Origin of the sequence: Alistipes sp. An66, assembly GCF_002161445.1 — a bacterium.
Lineage (GTDB): Bacteria > Bacteroidota > Bacteroidia > Bacteroidales > Rikenellaceae > Alistipes > Alistipes cottocaccae.
This window is the reverse complement of sequence record NZ_NFHT01000027.1, coordinates 1-16,892: the sequence shown is the minus strand read 5'-3', so window position 1 is coordinate 16,892 and position 16,892 is coordinate 1. Positions and strand designations below refer to the sequence as shown.

The 16,892-nt window shown below is 54.7% G+C and carries 16 protein-coding genes; 5 read left to right on the top strand and 11 right to left on the bottom strand.

The window, feature by feature from the left end; translation table 11 throughout:
- Positions 1–459: 459 nt before the first annotated feature.
- From B5G16_RS11985 to B5G16_RS11975, 3 genes are all read left to right on the top strand, one after another.
- On the top strand, positions 460–1,662 hold the full coding sequence (locus B5G16_RS11985) for a site-specific integrase (protein ID WP_087264202.1): 1,203 nt from the start codon (positions 460–462) through the stop codon (positions 1,660–1,662).
- A 117-nt stretch (positions 1,663–1,779) separates the two neighbouring features.
- Entirely contained in the window at positions 1,780–2,067 is a 288-nt protein-coding gene (locus B5G16_RS11980; protein WP_087264198.1) for a helix-turn-helix domain-containing protein, read from the top strand.
- Entirely contained in the window at positions 2,067–2,363 is a 297-nt protein-coding gene (locus tag B5G16_RS11975) for a helix-turn-helix domain-containing protein (RefSeq protein ID WP_087264195.1), read from the top strand. Before B5G16_RS11980 ends, B5G16_RS11975 begins: the two co-directional genes overlap by 1 nt.
- A 37-nt stretch (positions 2,364–2,400) precedes the next feature.
- Here the strand turns inward: B5G16_RS11975 and B5G16_RS11970 are convergent, their stop codons facing one another.
- Positions 2,401–2,742, bottom strand: a complete 342-nt coding sequence (locus B5G16_RS11970) for a DUF2958 domain-containing protein (RefSeq protein WP_087264191.1) — start codon at positions 2,740–2,742, stop codon at positions 2,401–2,403.
- Between B5G16_RS11970 and B5G16_RS11965 the strand changes: the two genes are divergently transcribed.
- Complete coding sequence (locus B5G16_RS11965) at positions 2,698–4,266, top strand: AbiH family protein (protein ID WP_162612071.1); 1,569 nt, start codon at positions 2,698–2,700, stop codon at positions 4,264–4,266. The two genes, B5G16_RS11970 and B5G16_RS11965, sit on opposite strands and share 45 nt — an antisense overlap.
- Positions 4,267–4,301: 35 nt before the next feature.
- Here the strand turns inward: B5G16_RS11965 and B5G16_RS11960 are convergent, their stop codons facing one another.
- The 10 genes from B5G16_RS11960 to B5G16_RS11915 form a co-directional block, all read right to left on the bottom strand.
- Positions 4,302–4,481 carry a hypothetical protein gene (locus tag B5G16_RS11960; RefSeq protein WP_087264185.1) on the bottom strand — a complete coding sequence of 60 codons (180 nt, stop codon included), beginning with the start codon at positions 4,479–4,481 and terminating at the stop codon, positions 4,302–4,304.
- Between the two features lie 5 nt (positions 4,482–4,486).
- On the bottom strand, positions 4,487–6,142 hold the full coding sequence (locus tag B5G16_RS11955) for a hypothetical protein (protein WP_087264184.1): 1,656 nt from the start codon (positions 6,140–6,142) through the stop codon (positions 4,487–4,489).
- Between the two features lie 2 nt (positions 6,143–6,144).
- Positions 6,145–6,702 (bottom strand): DUF3575 domain-containing protein, encoded by a 558-nt coding sequence (locus B5G16_RS11950; RefSeq protein ID WP_087264205.1) that lies wholly within the window; start codon positions 6,700–6,702, stop codon positions 6,145–6,147.
- A 17-nt stretch (positions 6,703–6,719) separates the two neighbouring features.
- Complete coding sequence (locus B5G16_RS11945; protein WP_087264182.1) at positions 6,720–9,299, bottom strand: DUF4906 domain-containing protein; 2,580 nt, start codon at positions 9,297–9,299, stop codon at positions 6,720–6,722.
- A 77-nt stretch (positions 9,300–9,376) separates the two neighbouring features.
- A complete protein-coding gene (locus tag B5G16_RS11940; RefSeq protein WP_087264180.1) occupies positions 9,377–10,408 on the bottom strand; it encodes a fimbrial protein in 1,032 nt (343 codons plus the stop codon).
- Positions 10,409–10,441: 33 nt separating this feature from the next.
- Complete coding sequence (locus B5G16_RS11935; RefSeq protein ID WP_087264178.1) at positions 10,442–10,918, bottom strand: DUF1896 family protein; 477 nt, start codon at positions 10,916–10,918, stop codon at positions 10,442–10,444.
- A 12-nt stretch (positions 10,919–10,930) separates the two neighbouring features.
- Positions 10,931–12,217 (bottom strand): DUF3945 domain-containing protein, encoded by a 1,287-nt coding sequence (locus B5G16_RS11930; protein ID WP_087264175.1) that lies wholly within the window; start codon positions 12,215–12,217, stop codon positions 10,931–10,933.
- A gap of 126 nt (positions 12,218–12,343) precedes the next feature.
- Positions 12,344–14,356: a conjugal transfer protein MobC gene (gene mobC, locus B5G16_RS11925; protein WP_087264172.1), complete on the bottom strand. Its 2,013-nt coding sequence runs from the start codon at positions 14,354–14,356 to the stop codon at positions 12,344–12,346.
- Positions 14,357–14,444: 88 nt separating this feature from the next.
- Entirely contained in the window at positions 14,445–15,044 is a 600-nt protein-coding gene (locus B5G16_RS12675) for a hypothetical protein (RefSeq protein WP_143260899.1), read from the bottom strand.
- A gap of 111 nt (positions 15,045–15,155) precedes the next feature.
- Positions 15,156–15,683 carry a hypothetical protein gene (locus B5G16_RS11915; RefSeq protein ID WP_087264165.1) on the bottom strand — a complete coding sequence of 176 codons (528 nt, stop codon included), beginning with the start codon at positions 15,681–15,683 and terminating at the stop codon, positions 15,156–15,158.
- A 161-nt stretch (positions 15,684–15,844) separates the two neighbouring features.
- Between B5G16_RS11915 and B5G16_RS11910 the strand changes: the two genes are divergently transcribed.
- Positions 15,845–16,892, top strand: a 1,048-nt coding sequence (locus tag B5G16_RS11910) for an IS4 family transposase (protein WP_143260898.1), incomplete at its 3' end; no start/stop codon positions are given.

The window sequence follows — 16,892 nt, the reverse complement described above, 5'->3', positions numbered from 1 at the left end:
ACTTGCGTGACCTGTTCGACAAGACTAATTTCAATGATGTCAAAGATCTATATAATCCCATTATTCCGGGGCTATTTGATTAATTGTTTAACTCGTCCCATTTTAACGGGACGCTAATGGAATGTAATTTAAAATTTAATACATAGCATACTATTAATCAACCCATTAAACCCAAATAAATTTAAGTTTAAAATAAACTTTCAGCGGATTAGCAGGATAGCGCAACGAGAGGTGTAAAGTGTTGGTTTGTAATTAATAGCGCGTTAATTTGCGTTATGCGGAAATTGGTTCGATACGGTTTTACAGCCTATCGCCGACAAAGAATCGTTACCAGATCATTACGCGGAATTTACTTTGCTGTTTATGCGTAACATATTATTTTTCTGTATTTTGCGTAATTTTACATCTTGGCAAACGGCCCGACAGGTATTAATTTTGTAACCAAAAATCGGGTTTATTATGCGAAGCACGTTTCGGGTCTTATTTTACGTGAAGAAAGGCAGCGCCCGCCCCAACGGCGATCTGCCTTTGATGTGCCGTCTTACAGTAGATGGCGAGGTCAAACAATTCAGTTGCAAAATGGACGTTCCTCCGCGTTTATGGGATGTCAAGAACGGCCGGGCGACGGGCAAGAGCGTCGAGGCCATGCAAATCAATCTTGCCGTCGATAAAATCCGCGTCGAGGTGAACCGCCGCTATCAGGAGTTGATGCAGTCGGACGGCTATGTCACGGCCGCCAAACTGCGGGATGCCTACCTCGGTATCGGAGTAAAGCAGGAAACGCTGTTGAAACTCTTCGAACAGCACAATGTCGAATACCGGAAAAAGGTAGGTTTCAGTCGTGAGATCGCCACGTGGAAAAAGTACTGCTGCGTGTGTAAGCGCGTGCGGGAGTTCCTCGCCCATACCTACCACCGGGAGGACATCCCGCTGAAAGAACTGAACCTTACCTTTATCAACGATTTCGAGTATTTCCTGCGCACGGAGAAGAAATGCCGCACAAATACCGTGTGGGGCTACATGATCGTCTTGAAACATATCGTCGCCATCGCCCGCAACGACGGGCGCCTGCCGTTCAACCCGTTTTCGGGCTATATCAACTCCCCCGAAAGCGTGGACAGGGGTTATCTCTCACAAGAGGAGATCAAGGCCGTGATGAACTATAAAACGGCCAACAAGGCCCATGCCCGCATCCGCGATCTGTTCGTCTTCTCCATCTTCACGGGGTTGGCTTATGCCGACGTGAAAGGGCTGACCACGGACAACCTGCAAACGATGTTCGACGGTGAGCTGTGGATCATCACGCGGCGCAAGAAAACCAATACCGAGAGCCGCATCCGCCTGCTGGATATTCCCAAACGCATCATCGAGAAATACGCGGATCAACGGCTCGACAACCACGTCTTTTACATGCCCTGCAACTGCCATTGCAACGACATTCTGCGCGAGATCGGCAAGCAATGCGGCATCAAAAACAAACTGACCTTCCATTGCGCGCGACATACGTTTGCAACCCTGACGCTGGCCAGCGGCGCCACGATCGACAATGTTGCCAAAATGCTCGGCCATGCCAACGTCAACATGACGCGCCGCTATGCGAAGGTTCTCGACTCGTCGATCATGCGCGACATGGAGGTCGTCGCCGAAAACATGGCTTTGTAGCCCGATGTCGGACATGCAAGGTCTGCAAAGGACACCAGGCACCTTTTCCGGAATTCCGCCCTATTTTGCGGGCGGGTTCCGGGAATCGGAGTCCCTGCAAACTAACAATGGTGTACTATGGAATGTAAACTGATTGAGGCGGCCGCCTTCGAGGAGCTGAAGGCGATCGTCAACCAGATTCAGAGCCGGATCATCTGTCTGGCCACGAAGACCATGCCCCGCAAACCCGGAGGCTGGCTGACCCAGGAGGAGGTATGCGGCATGCTGCGCGTCTCGAAACGGGTGCTGCAATATTACCGGCGGCAGCGGAAGATCCCCTACTCGATGATCGGCAACAAGGTCTATTTCCGCGAAAGCGACATCCAGCGCATCCTTGAGGCCAATCTGGTCAAATCCGGGGCATAATGGAAGAGTGGATTACGCGGAAATCTCCGGAGTACAGGGAACTTCAGGAGAAGGCGCTGGCGGCGCTCGACCGGATCGAGGCGATGATCGAGACCCTACCCTCACATCTCAATGCAGAGACCTATCTGACCAGCGAGGAGGTGCGGAACCTCTTCGGATTGAGCCAACGGTCACTGCAGACCTACCGCGACGAGCGGATTATCCCCTACACAACCCTCGGCGGGAAGTTTCTCTACCCGATGTCCGAGATTGCGAAGATTCTCGAAAAGAATCTCGTCAAACCGATTCAGCGATAAGACAAGGAGCAACGGATCGCCCGTTGCTCCTGTTTTTTCAGCTTAACGCAGCCAGTTGCCTGCTCTCCTCTTCGGAAAGGAAATCCCGGAGGTATTTCCCGCCGGTATAAAGGTCGCGTTCGACACGCAGTCCAAAGGGCAGTCGCAGCGATTCCAGTTCCGAGAGCATCAGATAGCCCCACTCCCATTCGAAGATATGGCAATAACCGTAGAGGCGCCAGTCGTCGCCTTCGCGTTCGGCCTCGGTGATGAGCCATGTCCCGCTGCCGCAGGGGTTGAAGTATTTGACAAGGACTTCTGCATGGAGCCCTTTTCCGTCCTGGGACCCGATGGGATGGGCCTCGAATTGGGAGATAATCTCCTCGGTCAACAGTTTCATAATGGTAAGATTTTAGAAACTGTCCGGAACGCCCGGACAGCAAAAGAGACAAAGCCCCCCTGCGCAAACGAGGACAAGAGCAGTTCTCTTGGCATCTTTGCACAGGGTGGCTATCTTGCTGGACTGGGCGGCGGTGACGAAGACTATCCGAGAAAATTATTTCGTATATTTGTAGATAACAGTAATACGCAAGCAGGTATGAACAGAATCATATTGATTGGAAACGGATTTGATTTGGCGCATAATCTTCCTACAAGTTACAAGGACTTTATAAATCACTATTGGGAGCAATGGGGAGAATGGTTGCAAGGAGCATATCTAGGTGATAAACTCTCGGATGAGTTATGCTCAATTTCACAAAAAGGAGAATCGCAACCCTGGTATTGGATTTTTCCTTCACGACATTTTCCATCGGGGACAAAAATTTCTCCAACTGATGTCATGAAGACCGTCCGAGCAAATCCAGACAGATTTCTCATTGAGGCTACACCGTTTTTTCAGCATATAAATAAATCCTTCGAAACAAAGAACTGGGTAGATATAGAGGGGGAATATTATTTTTGGCTGAAACGGATTTTCAGAGAAAGTGATTGTGGATATGACGGAGCCAAATCACTTAACAAGGAATTGGATGAAATAAAAAGGCTCTTAATCGAGTATTTAGATGGTATCCAGAAAGACCAGATAAAGCCGGACTTGGTAAAAGAGAGTATCAGAAAGGCCATCCATGAACCTTATGAGGCTCAAGACATATCCATTGATGGTCAACCGGCATTCGAGGATTTTGCAAAAAAGCGACTGAACTTCTTGGCAACACATTCTGATAGTGCGATAGAATTTTTTCTGAATCAATTCGGATATCCATACCATTCAGACATAGATGAATATAATAAAAAGATTGCTAATGCCAATTATCAATTTGGAGGAGACCGTTTTAATTATTCCCAACATATTAGTAATATCAATAAACGTAGAGAAATTGTTCCGGACTTTTTCCTGCTTCCGGACCAGATTCTGCTGCTGAATTTCAACTATACAACAACAGCAGATATGTATCTTTACAAGAATTCGGGCTTCGAGGTAAATCACATCCATGGGAAACTGGGAGATAATCTGAACCATATTATTTTCGGTTATGGGGATGAGATGGACGATGACTACAAGACAATCTCAAAGCTGAACGACAACGATTATCTGACAAATATCAAATCCATACGCTATCTCGAGACAGACAAATATCGTCAACTGCTTCGATTCATCAATTCGGATTACTATCAGATTTACATCATGGGGCACTCCTGCGGCAATTCGGACCGCACCTTGTTGAACACGTTGTTCGAGCATCCGAAATGTGTTTCCATCAAGCCGTTTTACTATCAGTGGCAGGATGAACAAGGAGAATGGCGGGACAACTACATTGAGATAATACAGAACATCTCGCGCAATTTCAATTCCATGCAGACCATGCGCGACCGGGTGGTCAACAAGGAATTTTGCCGGCCTCTCGTACCCAAGAGCAATTAAAAAACAAAGGCTGCGATTGAGTTCGCAGCCTTTGTTTATTCCATGGGTTCCCACTCCGGGAGTTGGATGGTATCCCGGATTTCGGGACATCGGATGATCTCGACCGTCGTATCCTCGTAGACGTTGCAGGCCGTGAAGAGCGAGATGAAGATCGCGCCCCAGGCTGCGGCCAGAAGAACGTAGGTCAGAATCGTTATTATGCGTTTGCGTTTCATCGTTTTTACTCTTTCAAAAGTTCAGAGATTTCAGGGTCCAGATTCCCCCTATACTCCATGCGTTCATCCCGGCGGCAGGCTTCGAGGAAGTGTTCGCGCCCTTCGGCCTTACGTCCCAGCCGCGAGCAGGCTATGGCCCGCAGGTACTCCGTTACGGCATCCGTCGGCATCGTCGAGAGCAGTTCCAGCGCCCGCTCGTTGTGGTCCATCGAGAGGTGTGCCACCACCGTATTGCGGTCGTTGTAGTCGTTGAGAATATAGAGCGCCCGGGCATACTGACGCCGTTGCAGCAATTCCACACCCCGGGCATAGGTCGTGTCGAGCTCCGTGGTGTGGATCGTATCCTTGACCATCCCCTTGCGGCGGAGGTTGTAGCGGAAGTCCACGGTGCGGAGCTGCGGGTAGATCACCTCCTTCAAATAGGCGTATTCCCGGGGGAAACGTTCACGCAGCAGCCGCTCGCGTCGGTCCGGATTCCGCTCCGCGGAGAGGAGCTTCAGCAGCGCCTCGCGGTTCGTCAGCATAGGATCCGTGCGGATGTGGTTCATCAGCTCGGGCCACGCCTCGGCGACCCACCGCACCGTCAGCAGCGTGTCGATGCCCCGGCCGTAGTGACGCACCAGGTAGCGTTTCAGCGCCTCGGCACGCCCCCGTGAGAGGCGCTCGTTGAAGGCGTAGCGCCCCTCCGGCGAGGAGGAGGCCGTGAGAGTGATCGTATCGACGTAGAACTCCTCCTGCTCGATGATCCGGTGCATCAGGCCGGAGATCTTCTCCAGCTCGCGGCCGTTGTCGCCCAGCGTATCCACCACCCGGGTATCGCCCACAAAAAAGCGGATGTAGTTGCGGTCGCGGACCGTGACGTACTTGTCGATCACACGGATGCGGTAGCGCGGCAGCGTATCGACAAAGGAGAGCATCGACGAGACGAGGTAGGCCAGCGTATCCGAGGGCGGCAGCCGGTAGGCGCTGTCGTCCACGGCCTGCACCTTCCCCGTGAGCGTGATGAGCATCTTCTTCGAGGTCTCGTCCGTCGGAACCTCCTGCGAGTAGTAGTAAGTGATCGTGCTGCGGCTCTCGACCAGCGAATCGAGCCGCGCATCCTCCGGGTAGGGAAACTTCACGAAGCGCTGGAAGGCCGCCTCCCGCCCCAGCGTATCGGGCCGGAAGCGCCGCACATAGGTTTCGTACTGCCAGTAGTCGCGCTCCTGCAACAGCGAGAAGCGGCCCCCGCGGATCACGAGATCCTCCAGCGGAACGGTTCCGTCGGGCTTGTGCAGCAGAGGTGTGATGACCACGCTGCGGCTGCTGCCCAATAGCTGCTTCGGAAGCGTAACCACAAAGTCGAGGTGCACCCGCCCGTTGCGTTCGGGAACCGAGCGGACCTTCGCCACGACCGTCACCTGCTCGATCTGCAGCGACATGACCCGCTCGCCGTCGGGCAGTGTATCAACCGGCGCAAGGAAGAAGGTGTTGCTGTCGCGCTGGAGCCGCACGACCTGCGGCCGGTAGTCCTGCCGCTGGGCCTGACGCTCCGCGCGCGTCAGTTGCGAAAGGTGCGCCACGGCACGCTGACGCTCCAGGCGTGTCGCCACCGAGCAGCCCGCCGCGGCACACATCGCGGCGGCGAGCATGCCGCCCAGAATGATTCGTTGCTTTCTCATGGCTAAAACAGGTAAGCGAACGACAGCTCCAGGCGGGAAGGGGCCAAGGTCCAGCGTCGCGTGTGGTAGATATATTCATCGTCCCAGTCCGAAACCTTAGGGTCACGTCGGGTATCCTTCGTATGGAAGAGCCCGAGGCCCCCTTCTACGGCCACGCTCCACCGTTTGGAGAGCAGCCACGAATAGCCGCAGGAGAGGCCCGCACCCCATGCACGTCCGTCATAGCGGCGCGTGCGGCGGCCGACGAGGTAACTGACATGCGAGAGCTGTGTCCCAACAAAGGGGCCGACCTGCGTTTCGTAGAACCAGCAGCGGGCGCCGAGCTGCGCCGCGCGGAACGAGGTGGCAAGCGCCTCCGTGCACAGGGGGTTCCAAAACAGCGCTCCCTCCAGCGACCAGCGGTCCGTCAGGGCCACCTCGACGCCGAGGTTCAACGTCGCCGTACAGGCCGCCAAGGCATTGGCCCGCACGGCGAAGATCTGTGCCGCAGCCTTGTGGGGCGAACCCCACAAGGCCATAAGCAGCACCGTCAGAATCGGTATGATGTGTCGTCGTTTCATCGTCTTAATCATTTGTCTTACTCACGGACGCAGCGGACGGGATGTGCTCCGTAGCGGAAATAGGAGGTCGCATAGATGCTTTGATACGCTCCGGAGATGTTGATCGAAGAGCAATCAACCCCAAAATGGTTGAGTTTCGAGCCATTCCAGGTGTACGGTGACGCCGTATAGACATAGGCGTTCTCGCCGTTATTTTCGTAGCGTGAGCCATTCAGAAATCCGCCCAGCGGGTACTTGGCCGTCTGTGAGCCGTTGCAGTAGATCGTGGCATAATATGGCACGGAGGCCGAAGCAACGCTAATATCCTTGAAATCTTCCAGGTCGGGAACCCGCCAGCCCGGAGGACAGGGGTCATAGATCGTCTTGTCCGTAATCATAATGATCTCCGAACCGGTGGTTCGGTTGCCCCACAAATTCGAATTGGAATCATAAAGCCAGTCCGACACCGATTCCCACGGCTCCCAATCTTCAAAAGTGGCGTCGTACATGTACCACGTCGGATGCCGAATCGACCACTCGATCGTCATCACATCGTAGGGAACACCATATTCCCGCGGATCACAAAGCTCATATTCAAATCCGGGAGCATACGTAACATCTCCACGGCACGGCTCATTCCAGACGGCCTCACGAAGCAGCGAGGAGTAGATCATCGGGTCCTTGCGGCCCCACTCATAATATAATCCACGAGAGGCGGGTTGGGTATAGTCCGTCGTCTCGGCGCCGAGATTCCGATCCATGAAGACTGCTCCCGAGGCATAGGTCTGTCCCGAGCTTTCAATATCATAGTCTACGGACCAGATATGCCACGACCAGATACATTCGCCACGGCTGTCGAGCAGGCCAATACCTGCATTCCCCCGTTTAGAGCCGGTTGTGAAAGTGATTCGTCCGTCGGCAAAAGAGACATCCGTGATGATTGCGTTCCGTTCGGTTCCGGTTTCCCAGATCAGAATGGCGGATGTTCCGTTCAGGCGTTGCGGGCGGATGTTCGTCGTCGTTTTCCCGTTGCCCTGCACCGTAGCGTCGAACGAATAGGTCGTATTGAGCTTGCGGGCGATATAACAGTTCGCCGTGCCGTATTCATCCAGCGGGATGGCTTCAGCCTTAAAGCGAGCGTAGAGTTCCGTGCGGGTCTTCTGCGGGCGAAACGCATAGGTCGCCGAGGTGGAGAGACGTTGCGTATAGCCGCTGTCCGAGTACCATCCCTCGAACAGATACCCCGCACCGGCGCGTGCCGTCAGGCTGCAGCCCTGCTCGTAGCACAGCGCCACGCTTCGAAGGCTCCCGCCCGAGCCGGTCTCGCCGCTCCACAAAGCACCTGAAACCGTGATCGTACCGCCGGTCGAAGGTTTGGCATAGACAACGTTGGCCATCCGGTGCTCTAAGTCGCAGGTTCCGCAGCCCCCGTAGGGATCCCGCAGCGTAATGCGGTAGGCAAAGCGTGAGTTCGAGGAGGTGTAAACCGTCGGGCTGTACTGCACGCCGAGAAGATTGGTGCCGTTCGGATTATATACCTTGAAATCCGGGCCCGATTCGCCGTGGAAGTCGTCGAAAAACACCTTCGAGCTCTCGCCCGACACGACGGCGAACGTCCCGTCCAGCGGCAGCTCCTCGTCGTTGTTCTCCACGTCGATATGCAGCAGCGTCGTCCCCTCGTAAATGCAGTAGTCGCCAAAGCGGTAGTCATCGAAGTCGTCCCACACCTGAATCGAGTAGGAATAGACGCGCGTGTCGATCTCATCGTCGCCCAAGATCGAGATACGGAAGGTATAGTGGACATTGGCCCGGACGTTGAAGTCCGAGGTGTTGTTGCCGCCCAGGTAGACCGTATAGAGGAGGTTCCGGCTGCCGTTCGCGGCGCGGATCAGCAGGTACGAGGCATGCTCCGGAGCATTCTCGGGGCTCTTCTGCCGCTGGTCCGTGATCGACGGAACGGTGCCCTGCAGATTCGGAAGCAGGTAGCAGACACCCGAGGCCGCCGTTCCCGTGAGCGTCGTCTCGGGACCGTCCGTATAGTCGGCCGGATTGGACGACGGGGCTGCCTCAGGATCAAAGAGCGCCGCCGTGCGCGGAAGCGAGATCAGCTGCACGGAGCGCAGCTCGATATTGGGGTCCTTGACGTCAATCTCGTAGGAGACCTTGGCCACGCACCGCCGAACCTCGATGGTCGAGCAGCTTGCTCCGGCGGCCGTTACATCGAGCTCCTCCTCGGCTGCCATCGGAAGGCGTTCGTAACTTTCGGCGTTCGAGATTCGCAGCTCCTCCTCCGAGGGGTTCTCCCCGAGGTCACGGCCGAGGTTGGCGGCAAGGCGCATCCGATAATGTCCGGGCACGACCTCGAAGCGAAGGGTCGTCGCCTGCTGGTAGCGATGCAGGAGCAGTTCGCCGTCGTCGTCATAGAGGTAGAAGTTCAGATCGTCGATCGCCTCCTCGTCCGTCGTGCGGGTCTGCTCCTGCATCCCGTCGGGACGGACGGCGATCTCGACCGCCACACCGCGAGGCGCCACGGCCTCCTCGTTCAGGCTCTCCCGGCATCCGGTCAACGTCACAAGAAGGACCGACAGCAGGAGCACCAGTTGCTGGATTCGTTTCATAACAATCAGTGTTTGAAAGGTTAGAAAAAGGGTCCCGTCCGACCCCTCGGGGCAAGGCGGGACCCGCAACACATGGATTAGGCGCCCAGATCAACCGACTGCGTGACGGGAGTCTCCCAGTCGGCAACCGTTACCGACACTTGGCAATCCTGACCCACAAGGCCCGTGATATTGGCGGCGACCCGGTAGTAGCCGTTGCGGAGGATCTGACCCGCGGCCTTGCTCGTCAGTTCGACCGAATAGGTCACCTCCGAACGGTCGTCACTCGTCGAGCTGCTGCCGTCGCTGTCGTAGGTCGCGTTGATCTCCAGCAGCACGCGGCTTCCGGCATCGAGCGTTCCCGTCTCGTAGAGGTAGAAGAGGCTGTTGTACTTCGACGAGGCCGTCCCCGGGGTCTGGGTATGCGTGTAGGTCATGGCTCCCGTCGAGGGCTCGCCGGCTACGACGAGCGACTGCGAAGCGGCGCGTGAGAGCTTCACCGAGTTGATCGTGATCGAGCCGGGATACTTCTCCGAAAATTCCGGGGCGACCGTGGTCTGCAGGGCAACCTTCGCCACCGTGCGTTTGAGCGAGATACCCACCTGCGTCGAGGTATTCACCGCACCGACGGTCTTGGTCGTCGAGCCCGACATCACGAAGCCGCCCGAGCGCAGCGCCTTGGTCGAGACATCCGCGAAGGTGCCGTTATAGTCTCCGGCCGACTGCTCCACGAGAGCCGTGAGTGCCGACCGGGTCTTGGCCGACGAGGCGTCGTAGTTCGCAACGGCATAGAACGAGCATTCGGTTCCGGCCGCCGACTTCGGAAGCGAGAAGGTCGCCGATTTCGAGGCAAGTTCCGAGACCGTGAAATCGCGGCGCAGGATCAGATCGCCCGAGGTGTTGAACGTGAAGACCGAGAGCGACGAGAGAGTCTTCTCCCACGCCTCGGCCGTGGCCGTGGCATCGAAGAAGGCGCGGGTCTGCGCATCATCGCCCGAAGAGAGGGTGATCGTTACCGAAGCACCATCGGGTCGTGCCTCCGGAGCGGGGTTCATCATTTCGGTTTCCTTGTTGCACGAAGCAAGCAGCGCAGCGGTGAGAGCCGCCATCGCAAAAATTCGGATTTTCATGGTTGTCAGATTTGAAAGGTGATTGAAAGATGGTTATTTGAAGTGTTTCGCGAAAGGTGACGGGCGTTCGGGACTCTGGTAGCCCGGCACACCGTTTTCGTCAATCCACCGGCGGATGGCTCGTCGAAGCCGCTCCTTGAGCAGCCGGAATTCGGGACGCTGGGCATAGTCATCCCCCAGCGGCGTGCGCTCAAAGATTGGCGAACAGATTCGGATCAGCTTCAGCGCCACCGTCTGACGCTGGCTTTGGGGAATGGCCGGGTAGTCGGTCTCGAGGATTAGATGGACCGTATCGTAAGGCGAGAAGAGCAGCCCTCGGAACAGAATCCGGTCGGCAACACGAATCGCCTGGTCGACCGGGACACCGGCTTCGATGCTTTGCCGATAGCCCTCGAATGCCAACCGGCTGCGCCGCTCGATCATCCGCCGGTAACGGGGCTGCGAAGGATGCCGCTCCTCGAGAAACTGCCGGAGGCGCTCGCTGAACCACGTTTGATTGGGTCGTTCCATCGTCGTGCGGCATCAGCGTTTCCGACCCCTGCTCGGCGCTTCGGGCGCCGGTTCCTGCTTCGAAGGCTGTTTCTGCTCCGACTGTTTCGACTGGGAGGCCTGCTGCTCCTGGCGGCGCAGGTTCGTGAAGTCGTAGTCCACGCCGTTGGTCCGGGGATTGAGCCGGATGATGCACGAAAGCGGCTTGCCGTTGCGTCCGAGAATCGGGCGGGCCTTCTCCTTCGAACAGTCGAGACCTTCGGGGCTCTTCACGGCAGCGAGCTGCCGCTCGTCCAGCTGCTTCGAAAGCGACTCGGGAATGTAGGGTTTGCTGTAACGGTAGTCCGTCATCCGGTATTCGCGCGTCAAGGCATCGAAGCCGACCTTTCCCGAATAGGTGATGTCGCCGTTGCGCATCGTACACCCCTCGACCTGCACACGGCTTCCCGAGGCGAGGTTCTCCTGCTGGGCATCGGTCAGCCGCACGCCGTTGAAGAAGCGCAGCTCGGGGACTTCGCGCCGGGGGACCGTCACGAAGCGGTTGGTCGCCGGGTTCAGCGTCACGTAGCACCACTCCTTTTCGCCCGTATGCGGATTGGGCATCTCGTAGAGGCGGTCCGGGGTCTTCCCCGACAGCATCTGCTCTTTGTCGCTGGCCGTGAACATCATTCGGAACTCCTCGCGTTCGAACTCCGGGCGGGCCAGGGCGCTTTCGAGCCCGACCTGCACGTCGCCGTTCCGGTCGCGGAAAGGACGCAGGGCAAACTCTCCGGCTACGGACAGGTCGCCGACCTTCAGACTGATGTTGTGGAGCTCCGTCGTGGGAAGGCCCAGCTTCATCGCCTCCAGCTCCTTCGGCGTAACGACGACGCCCATCTCCTTCAACTCCTGCAAGTGCAAATCCTGCGTGTCGAACTTGACCCGTTCGAGCTGGTACGAGGTGACGCGGTGGTCGTTCAAGGCCTTCAGTCCCTCGGGGTCCTTCGGGTTGTCGGCCAGACGCAGCACCGATTGCGCCACCTCGCTGGCCTTGTCCGCCGCGACCTTCAGAAAATGGAACGGTTTGGCATTCTCCTGCGAGAGGAACCCCTTGATGAAGGCGCCCACGGCCGAGCTGTTCCGCAGGTCGAAGAAGGCCGGCTTGTTGGCCGTGAGCGGCGAGGTGGTGATGGCCTTGTACTGGCGGCCCTCCTGCTTGAGTTCCGAGACGGCCTCTACGGCGCCGTTCTGTTCGTTGTAGAGCAGCAGCGTCTCCTTGTAGGAGGGATTGGCCTGCTCCGGGGCCTGGTTGATTGGTTGATTCAGATTCTCTTCGGGCATAATGCAACTGTTTTAAGTGAAACAAAAGGTTGATGCCACGAATATAAAGAACTGAATGTCCGTCGCTTCCAATCGTCCTGCGCAGGCCGCGCATGGCCGTCAGCCGTGGGTTTTCCGCACGATGGTTTACTTCTTTTTCTTCGGCAGGAGTCCCGCAAGGTCGGGATTGTTTTCGATGCGGCGGATCTCCCGCTCGACAATCTGGACCACCTCCTCCTTGATGCGGTAGTAATTCTCACGGATGATCTCCTCCATGCGGTCCGAGCCCTCCTCGTCGAGGAATGAGGAGATCTGCGGGATGGGAACGAAACGCCGCTCCTCGGCCTGAATCGCCGCGCTGTCCAGCTCGATGCGGGCATGGAAAATCTTCTGCGGAAGGGGCTGGTCCACGTTGTCGGCCACCGAACCGACGAACATCCCTTGAGTAAGGTTCGAGATCTTCGACGGCGGGATCAGCGCGTCGAGCTGCGTGTTGGTCGAATGGGTGATGTTCTCGTTCGAGACGGATTGCGACTCACGCAACTGGACAATCTTGCCGAAGCGGTCGGAGAGCGTGCGGGCCGTGTCGCCCACCACCTGCCCCGAGAAGATGTTGCCCACGGTGTTGAAGATCACCTTCGCCTCCTTGTCGCCGTAGTCGCGCTCCAACTGCGAGAAGTCCTGAAAGCCCAGGCAGACAGCCACGCGGTTCGAACGGGCCGTGGCGATGAGGTTGTCCAGCCCCCGGAAGTAGATTGTCGGGAGCTCGTCGATGATGATTGAGGATTTCAGCCGCCCCTTCTTGTTGATGAGCCGCACGATGCGCGAATTGTAAAGGCCCAGGGCTGCCGAATAGATATTCTGCCGGTCGGGATTGTTTCCCACGCAAAGGATTTTGGGAGAGGCCGGATTGTTGATGTCGAGCGAGAAGTCGTTGCCCGTCATCACCCAGTAGAGCTGCGGCGAGATCATCCGCGAGAGGGGAATCTTTGCCGAGGCAATCTGCCCCTGCAGCTGGTCCTGCGCATTGCCCCGCCAAGCGTCCATGAAGGGCGAGAGGTAGTTTTCGAGTTCGGGATAGGAGGTCAGCACCGGGAAGATCTTCTCGTAGGGCTGGTTCAGAAACTCCACAGCGTGCGGAAAGGTGCAGCAGCGGCCTCCGTCGTAGATCTTCAGGTACCAGATGATCGCTGCCAGCAGGATAATCGGCGAATCGACGAAGAAGTCGCCCTGCTTCTGGATCCATGTCTTGTTCAGGTTCAGCATGATGGTATAGGCCGACTCGTAGGCGTCCGAGATGTCGGTCATGAACTCCGGGGCGATGGGATTACAGCGATTTGAACGGCGGGGGTCGTCGAAGTTGATGACGCAGAAGTGCGGCCGCGTCGGGTAGGCATCCAGATGGCGCAGCAAGTGGTTGTAGGCCAGCAGCGACAGGTCGTCGAACTTGAAGTCGTAGATATACATCGCGAAGCCCTTCTCGATCTGCTGGCGGATGTAGCTGTTCACCACGGCGTAGGACTTGCCCGAGCCGGGGGTCCCCAGCATCATCGTCGCCCGGAAGGGGTTGATGACGTTAATCATCCCAGGCCGCCACTCGCCCCGGTAGTAGTAGCGGGTCGGAAGGTTGACCGAGTATTCGTTTTCGAGCAGACGCGCCTCCTGTTCGAAGCTCTCGTTGTCCTCGTTGAAGGGATCGCGGGCGAGGGTCGTATGCAGCAGGCGGCGGACCCACACCCCGGCGGTCAGCAGCGCAAGGTAGCCGCTCAGCAGGGTCAGTACATAGCTCCAGAAGCGGACCTCCAGCCCCGCGGGAAGGCTCCGCAGCGGATCGTTGCCGAAGAGCAGGAAGAAACCGGTCAGCGCCAGGAGGAGGATTTGCCGCTTCGAGGGTTTCCCGTCCCGCACGCTGCGTGTGCCGTAGCATCCCAGCACCAGAAAGAAGAGGGCGCAGAGTTTCGTGATGGATGACCAGGTGAAGAGCCCGGTCGACTGTTGAAGGTTCCAGAAAATTCGGTCCACATCGGGAGCAGTCAGCGCATGGTGCGCGAACCAGTCGTAACAGAACCAGTAACTGTTCAGTCCCAGAAACACGATTCCCAGGGCCCGGGCAAACTGGACAATCTTCTCCAATGCCCGCAAATCATCCTCCTGCTGCATACTTGTCGGTTTAAGGACGACAAGATAGCGGAGGAATGAGGCCGTCTGTTCCAGTCGACCTTCCCAGGCCGCGGATGGCCGGTAATATTCATTTTTGACTTAATTCGACCAGCGTGCCTCGCAACGTGTCGAGGAAGTGGGTCAGGCGGTTCTTGCGGTTCAGAACGGCCCAGCGGCAGTTGTCCGGATTCTTGAAATTTGTATTGCAGAGGATTTCGAATTCGCGGATCACCTGCATGAAGGTGGCCGGAGAATCGTCCTGCTGGCAGAAAAAACCCACAGCCGACAGGGCGGCGATCACCTCCATCAGGTCGGAATTGGTGTATTTTTTTGAAATTTTAAGGGGAGAATGATGATGCTCAGACGGCATTTCTCGGATTCCTGGATACTTTAACTGCAAATAGATCATCTGTTTTTCAAAATTAACCAACGAAAGAGAAGAACGAATCAACAGACATTGCAATGAATCGGAATCGTTATAGCTTTCCAGTAACTGAACCAACTTCTCTCGGATCCGGGCAAGAGCCTGTAATGCTTCCAGACTCGAATATTTTTTCAACTTTGAGATTTGCTGAATTCGCTCTACAAAACATTCGTAAGTATTTTGAATGTTTTGATTGGAATGACGCATCTCTTTAATCAGCATTATCAACTCGCATTCATTGTTTTTTACCTCTTTTGGCGACATGGCTTATTAGGTTTTGTTCTGAGGCAAAATTCCGGATTCCTAAAATTAAAAAAAATACATATGGATAGCCATATGTACTTTTTTTGATTATAATTCATTGATTATGAATGCTTATTTTTTCTCACAATTTTGCAGTGCATAACGTAAAGCATCGGTAAATCGGGTTATATGGACTTTCCGGTTCAGAACCCTTCGTTTAATATCTTGCGGATCACCCAGTTTGACATTCAACATCTTTTCAAAGACGTTCACAATTTGATTGAACGATGCCTCCGAGCCATCGGCTAACACAATAGGATTGGGTCCCAAGAGATTGATTCCGCAGAGCAGTTCAGACAGACAGATAGCAGGATAATTTTTGGACCAAAACAAGGGAGAAGTAAAAGAATCATCATTTGAAATGAATTGTTCGGGGTATCTCAGGATGCAGTATAATATTTTGTTTTCAGCTTTTAGCAGTTGCTCTGCTTTGATTGCATAATTCAACATTATAACAGGAAGTTTGTTTGCTTTGATCTGGCGGCATATTGCTTGTAATTCAATCTGCGTATAGTTTAATATGCGAAGTGCATTTTTTTTGTCGGTTCTGTCGCATACCGAAGCAAGTGTTAGAGCAAAATCCTGAAAGGTCTTTTCCAATTCATATCTTGTTGGTATGGTTTCCAATGCACTAGTGTCCGGAGAAAAATTCTCCGACAATGTTTTAATTATTAAACATCAATAAGTTACAAGTATCAGAAAATTTTTCGATTAGAACATCAGTAACTTTGCGGTAGCCATCAAGAGGTTATCCGCAAGCCATGAACAAAGGAAAAACAATCTTCGCTCAGATTATGTCTCTCATTAACGAATACGAGTTCAAGAAATGTGTCGACCGCTACAAAGGTGACCGGCATGCTATCAAATTCAATTGTCGTGACCAGTTCATGGTGATGAGTTTTGCACAGTTCACTGACAGAGCTGGTTTGAGAGATATAGAGACTACACTTAACCTCTGCGGCGACCTCTATCGCTCCGGAATCAAGGCAATACCTCGATCCACGCTTGCGGAGGCCAACGAGAAGAAGGATTGGCGTATATATCAAGACTTTGCGATGACTTTGGTAAAGGAAGCCACGATGCTTTACAAGGATGAAAAGCTGCGAATTGGTCTTGAGGAGATGATATATGCGTTTGACAGCAGTACCATTGAACTGTGTCTTAAGTTGTGTCCATGGACCGAGTTTCATCATGGTAAGGGCGCGTTCAAGATACATACACTGATGGATCTGCGAGGCTCGATTCCCACATTTGTCATGCTCACGCCAGGCAAGGTTAACGATGCCGGGGTGATGGACAAGATTCCTGTTGAAGCAGGTGCATTCTATCTGATGGATAGGGGATATGTTGCCTTTGAGAAACTTTATAAGTACTTCCAGGTAAAGGGCGCCTACTTTGTTACACGCGCCAAGGACAATATGTCTTATGAGGTTATTGAGTCCAGACCTGTCAACAAAGACTCGGGCGTTCTTTCGGATGAGACTATCAGACTTGCTGGATATTACTCTACCAGAAAGTATCCAGACACATTGAGACTTGTTGTATATGAAGACTTTGAGACTGGAAGATCATATCGATTTCTGACCAACAACTTTGCGATTGACGATCCGCTGACTATTGCGGAACTCTACCATGAACGCTGGCAGATAGAACTGTTCTTCAAATGGATCAAGCAGCATCTTCACATCAAGACTTTCTACGGCACTTCCAAGAACGCCGTGTACACGCAGATATGGATAGCCATTTGTGACTATCTGCTGCTCATCATTGCGAAGAAGCGATACGGGTTGGATCCAAGTCTTCATTCTA

Bases quoted from the DNA above. Each gene is read 5' to 3' on its own strand.
- B5G16_RS11960 (WP_087264185.1), bottom strand. From the start codon at position 4,481: ATGAAACGCAAACGCATAATAACGATTCTGACCTACGTTCTTCTGGCC.
- mobC (WP_087264172.1), bottom strand. From the start codon at position 14,356: ATGCAGCAGGAGGATGATTTGCGGGCATTGGAGAAGATTGTCCAGTTT.
- B5G16_RS12675 (WP_143260899.1), bottom strand. From the start codon at position 15,044: ATGTCGCCAAAAGAGGTAAAAAACAATGAATGCGAGTTGATAATGCTG.
- B5G16_RS11970 (WP_087264191.1), bottom strand. From the start codon at position 2,742: ATGAAACTGTTGACCGAGGAGATTATCTCCCAATTCGAGGCCCATCCC.
- B5G16_RS11950 (WP_087264205.1), bottom strand. From the start codon at position 6,702: ATGAAACGACGACACATCATACCGATTCTGACGGTGCTGCTTATGGCC.
- B5G16_RS11930 (WP_087264175.1), bottom strand. From the start codon at position 12,217: ATGCCCGAAGAGAATCTGAATCAACCAATCAACCAGGCCCCGGAGCAG.
- B5G16_RS11945 (WP_087264182.1), bottom strand. From the start codon at position 9,299: ATGAAACGAATCCAGCAACTGGTGCTCCTGCTGTCGGTCCTTCTTGTG.
- B5G16_RS11935 (WP_087264178.1), bottom strand. From the start codon at position 10,918: ATGGAACGACCCAATCAAACGTGGTTCAGCGAGCGCCTCCGGCAGTTT.
- B5G16_RS11975 (WP_087264195.1), top strand. From the start codon at position 2,067: ATGGAAGAGTGGATTACGCGGAAATCTCCGGAGTACAGGGAACTTCAG.
- B5G16_RS11965 (WP_162612071.1), top strand. From the start codon at position 2,698: ATGGGCCTCGAATTGGGAGATAATCTCCTCGGTCAACAGTTTCATAAT.
- B5G16_RS11985 (WP_087264202.1), top strand. From the start codon at position 460: ATGCGAAGCACGTTTCGGGTCTTATTTTACGTGAAGAAAGGCAGCGCC.
- B5G16_RS11955 (WP_087264184.1), bottom strand. From the start codon at position 6,142: ATGAGAAAGCAACGAATCATTCTGGGCGGCATGCTCGCCGCCGCGATG.
- B5G16_RS11940 (WP_087264180.1), bottom strand. From the start codon at position 10,408: ATGAAAATCCGAATTTTTGCGATGGCGGCTCTCACCGCTGCGCTGCTT.
- B5G16_RS11980 (WP_087264198.1), top strand. From the start codon at position 1,780: ATGGAATGTAAACTGATTGAGGCGGCCGCCTTCGAGGAGCTGAAGGCG.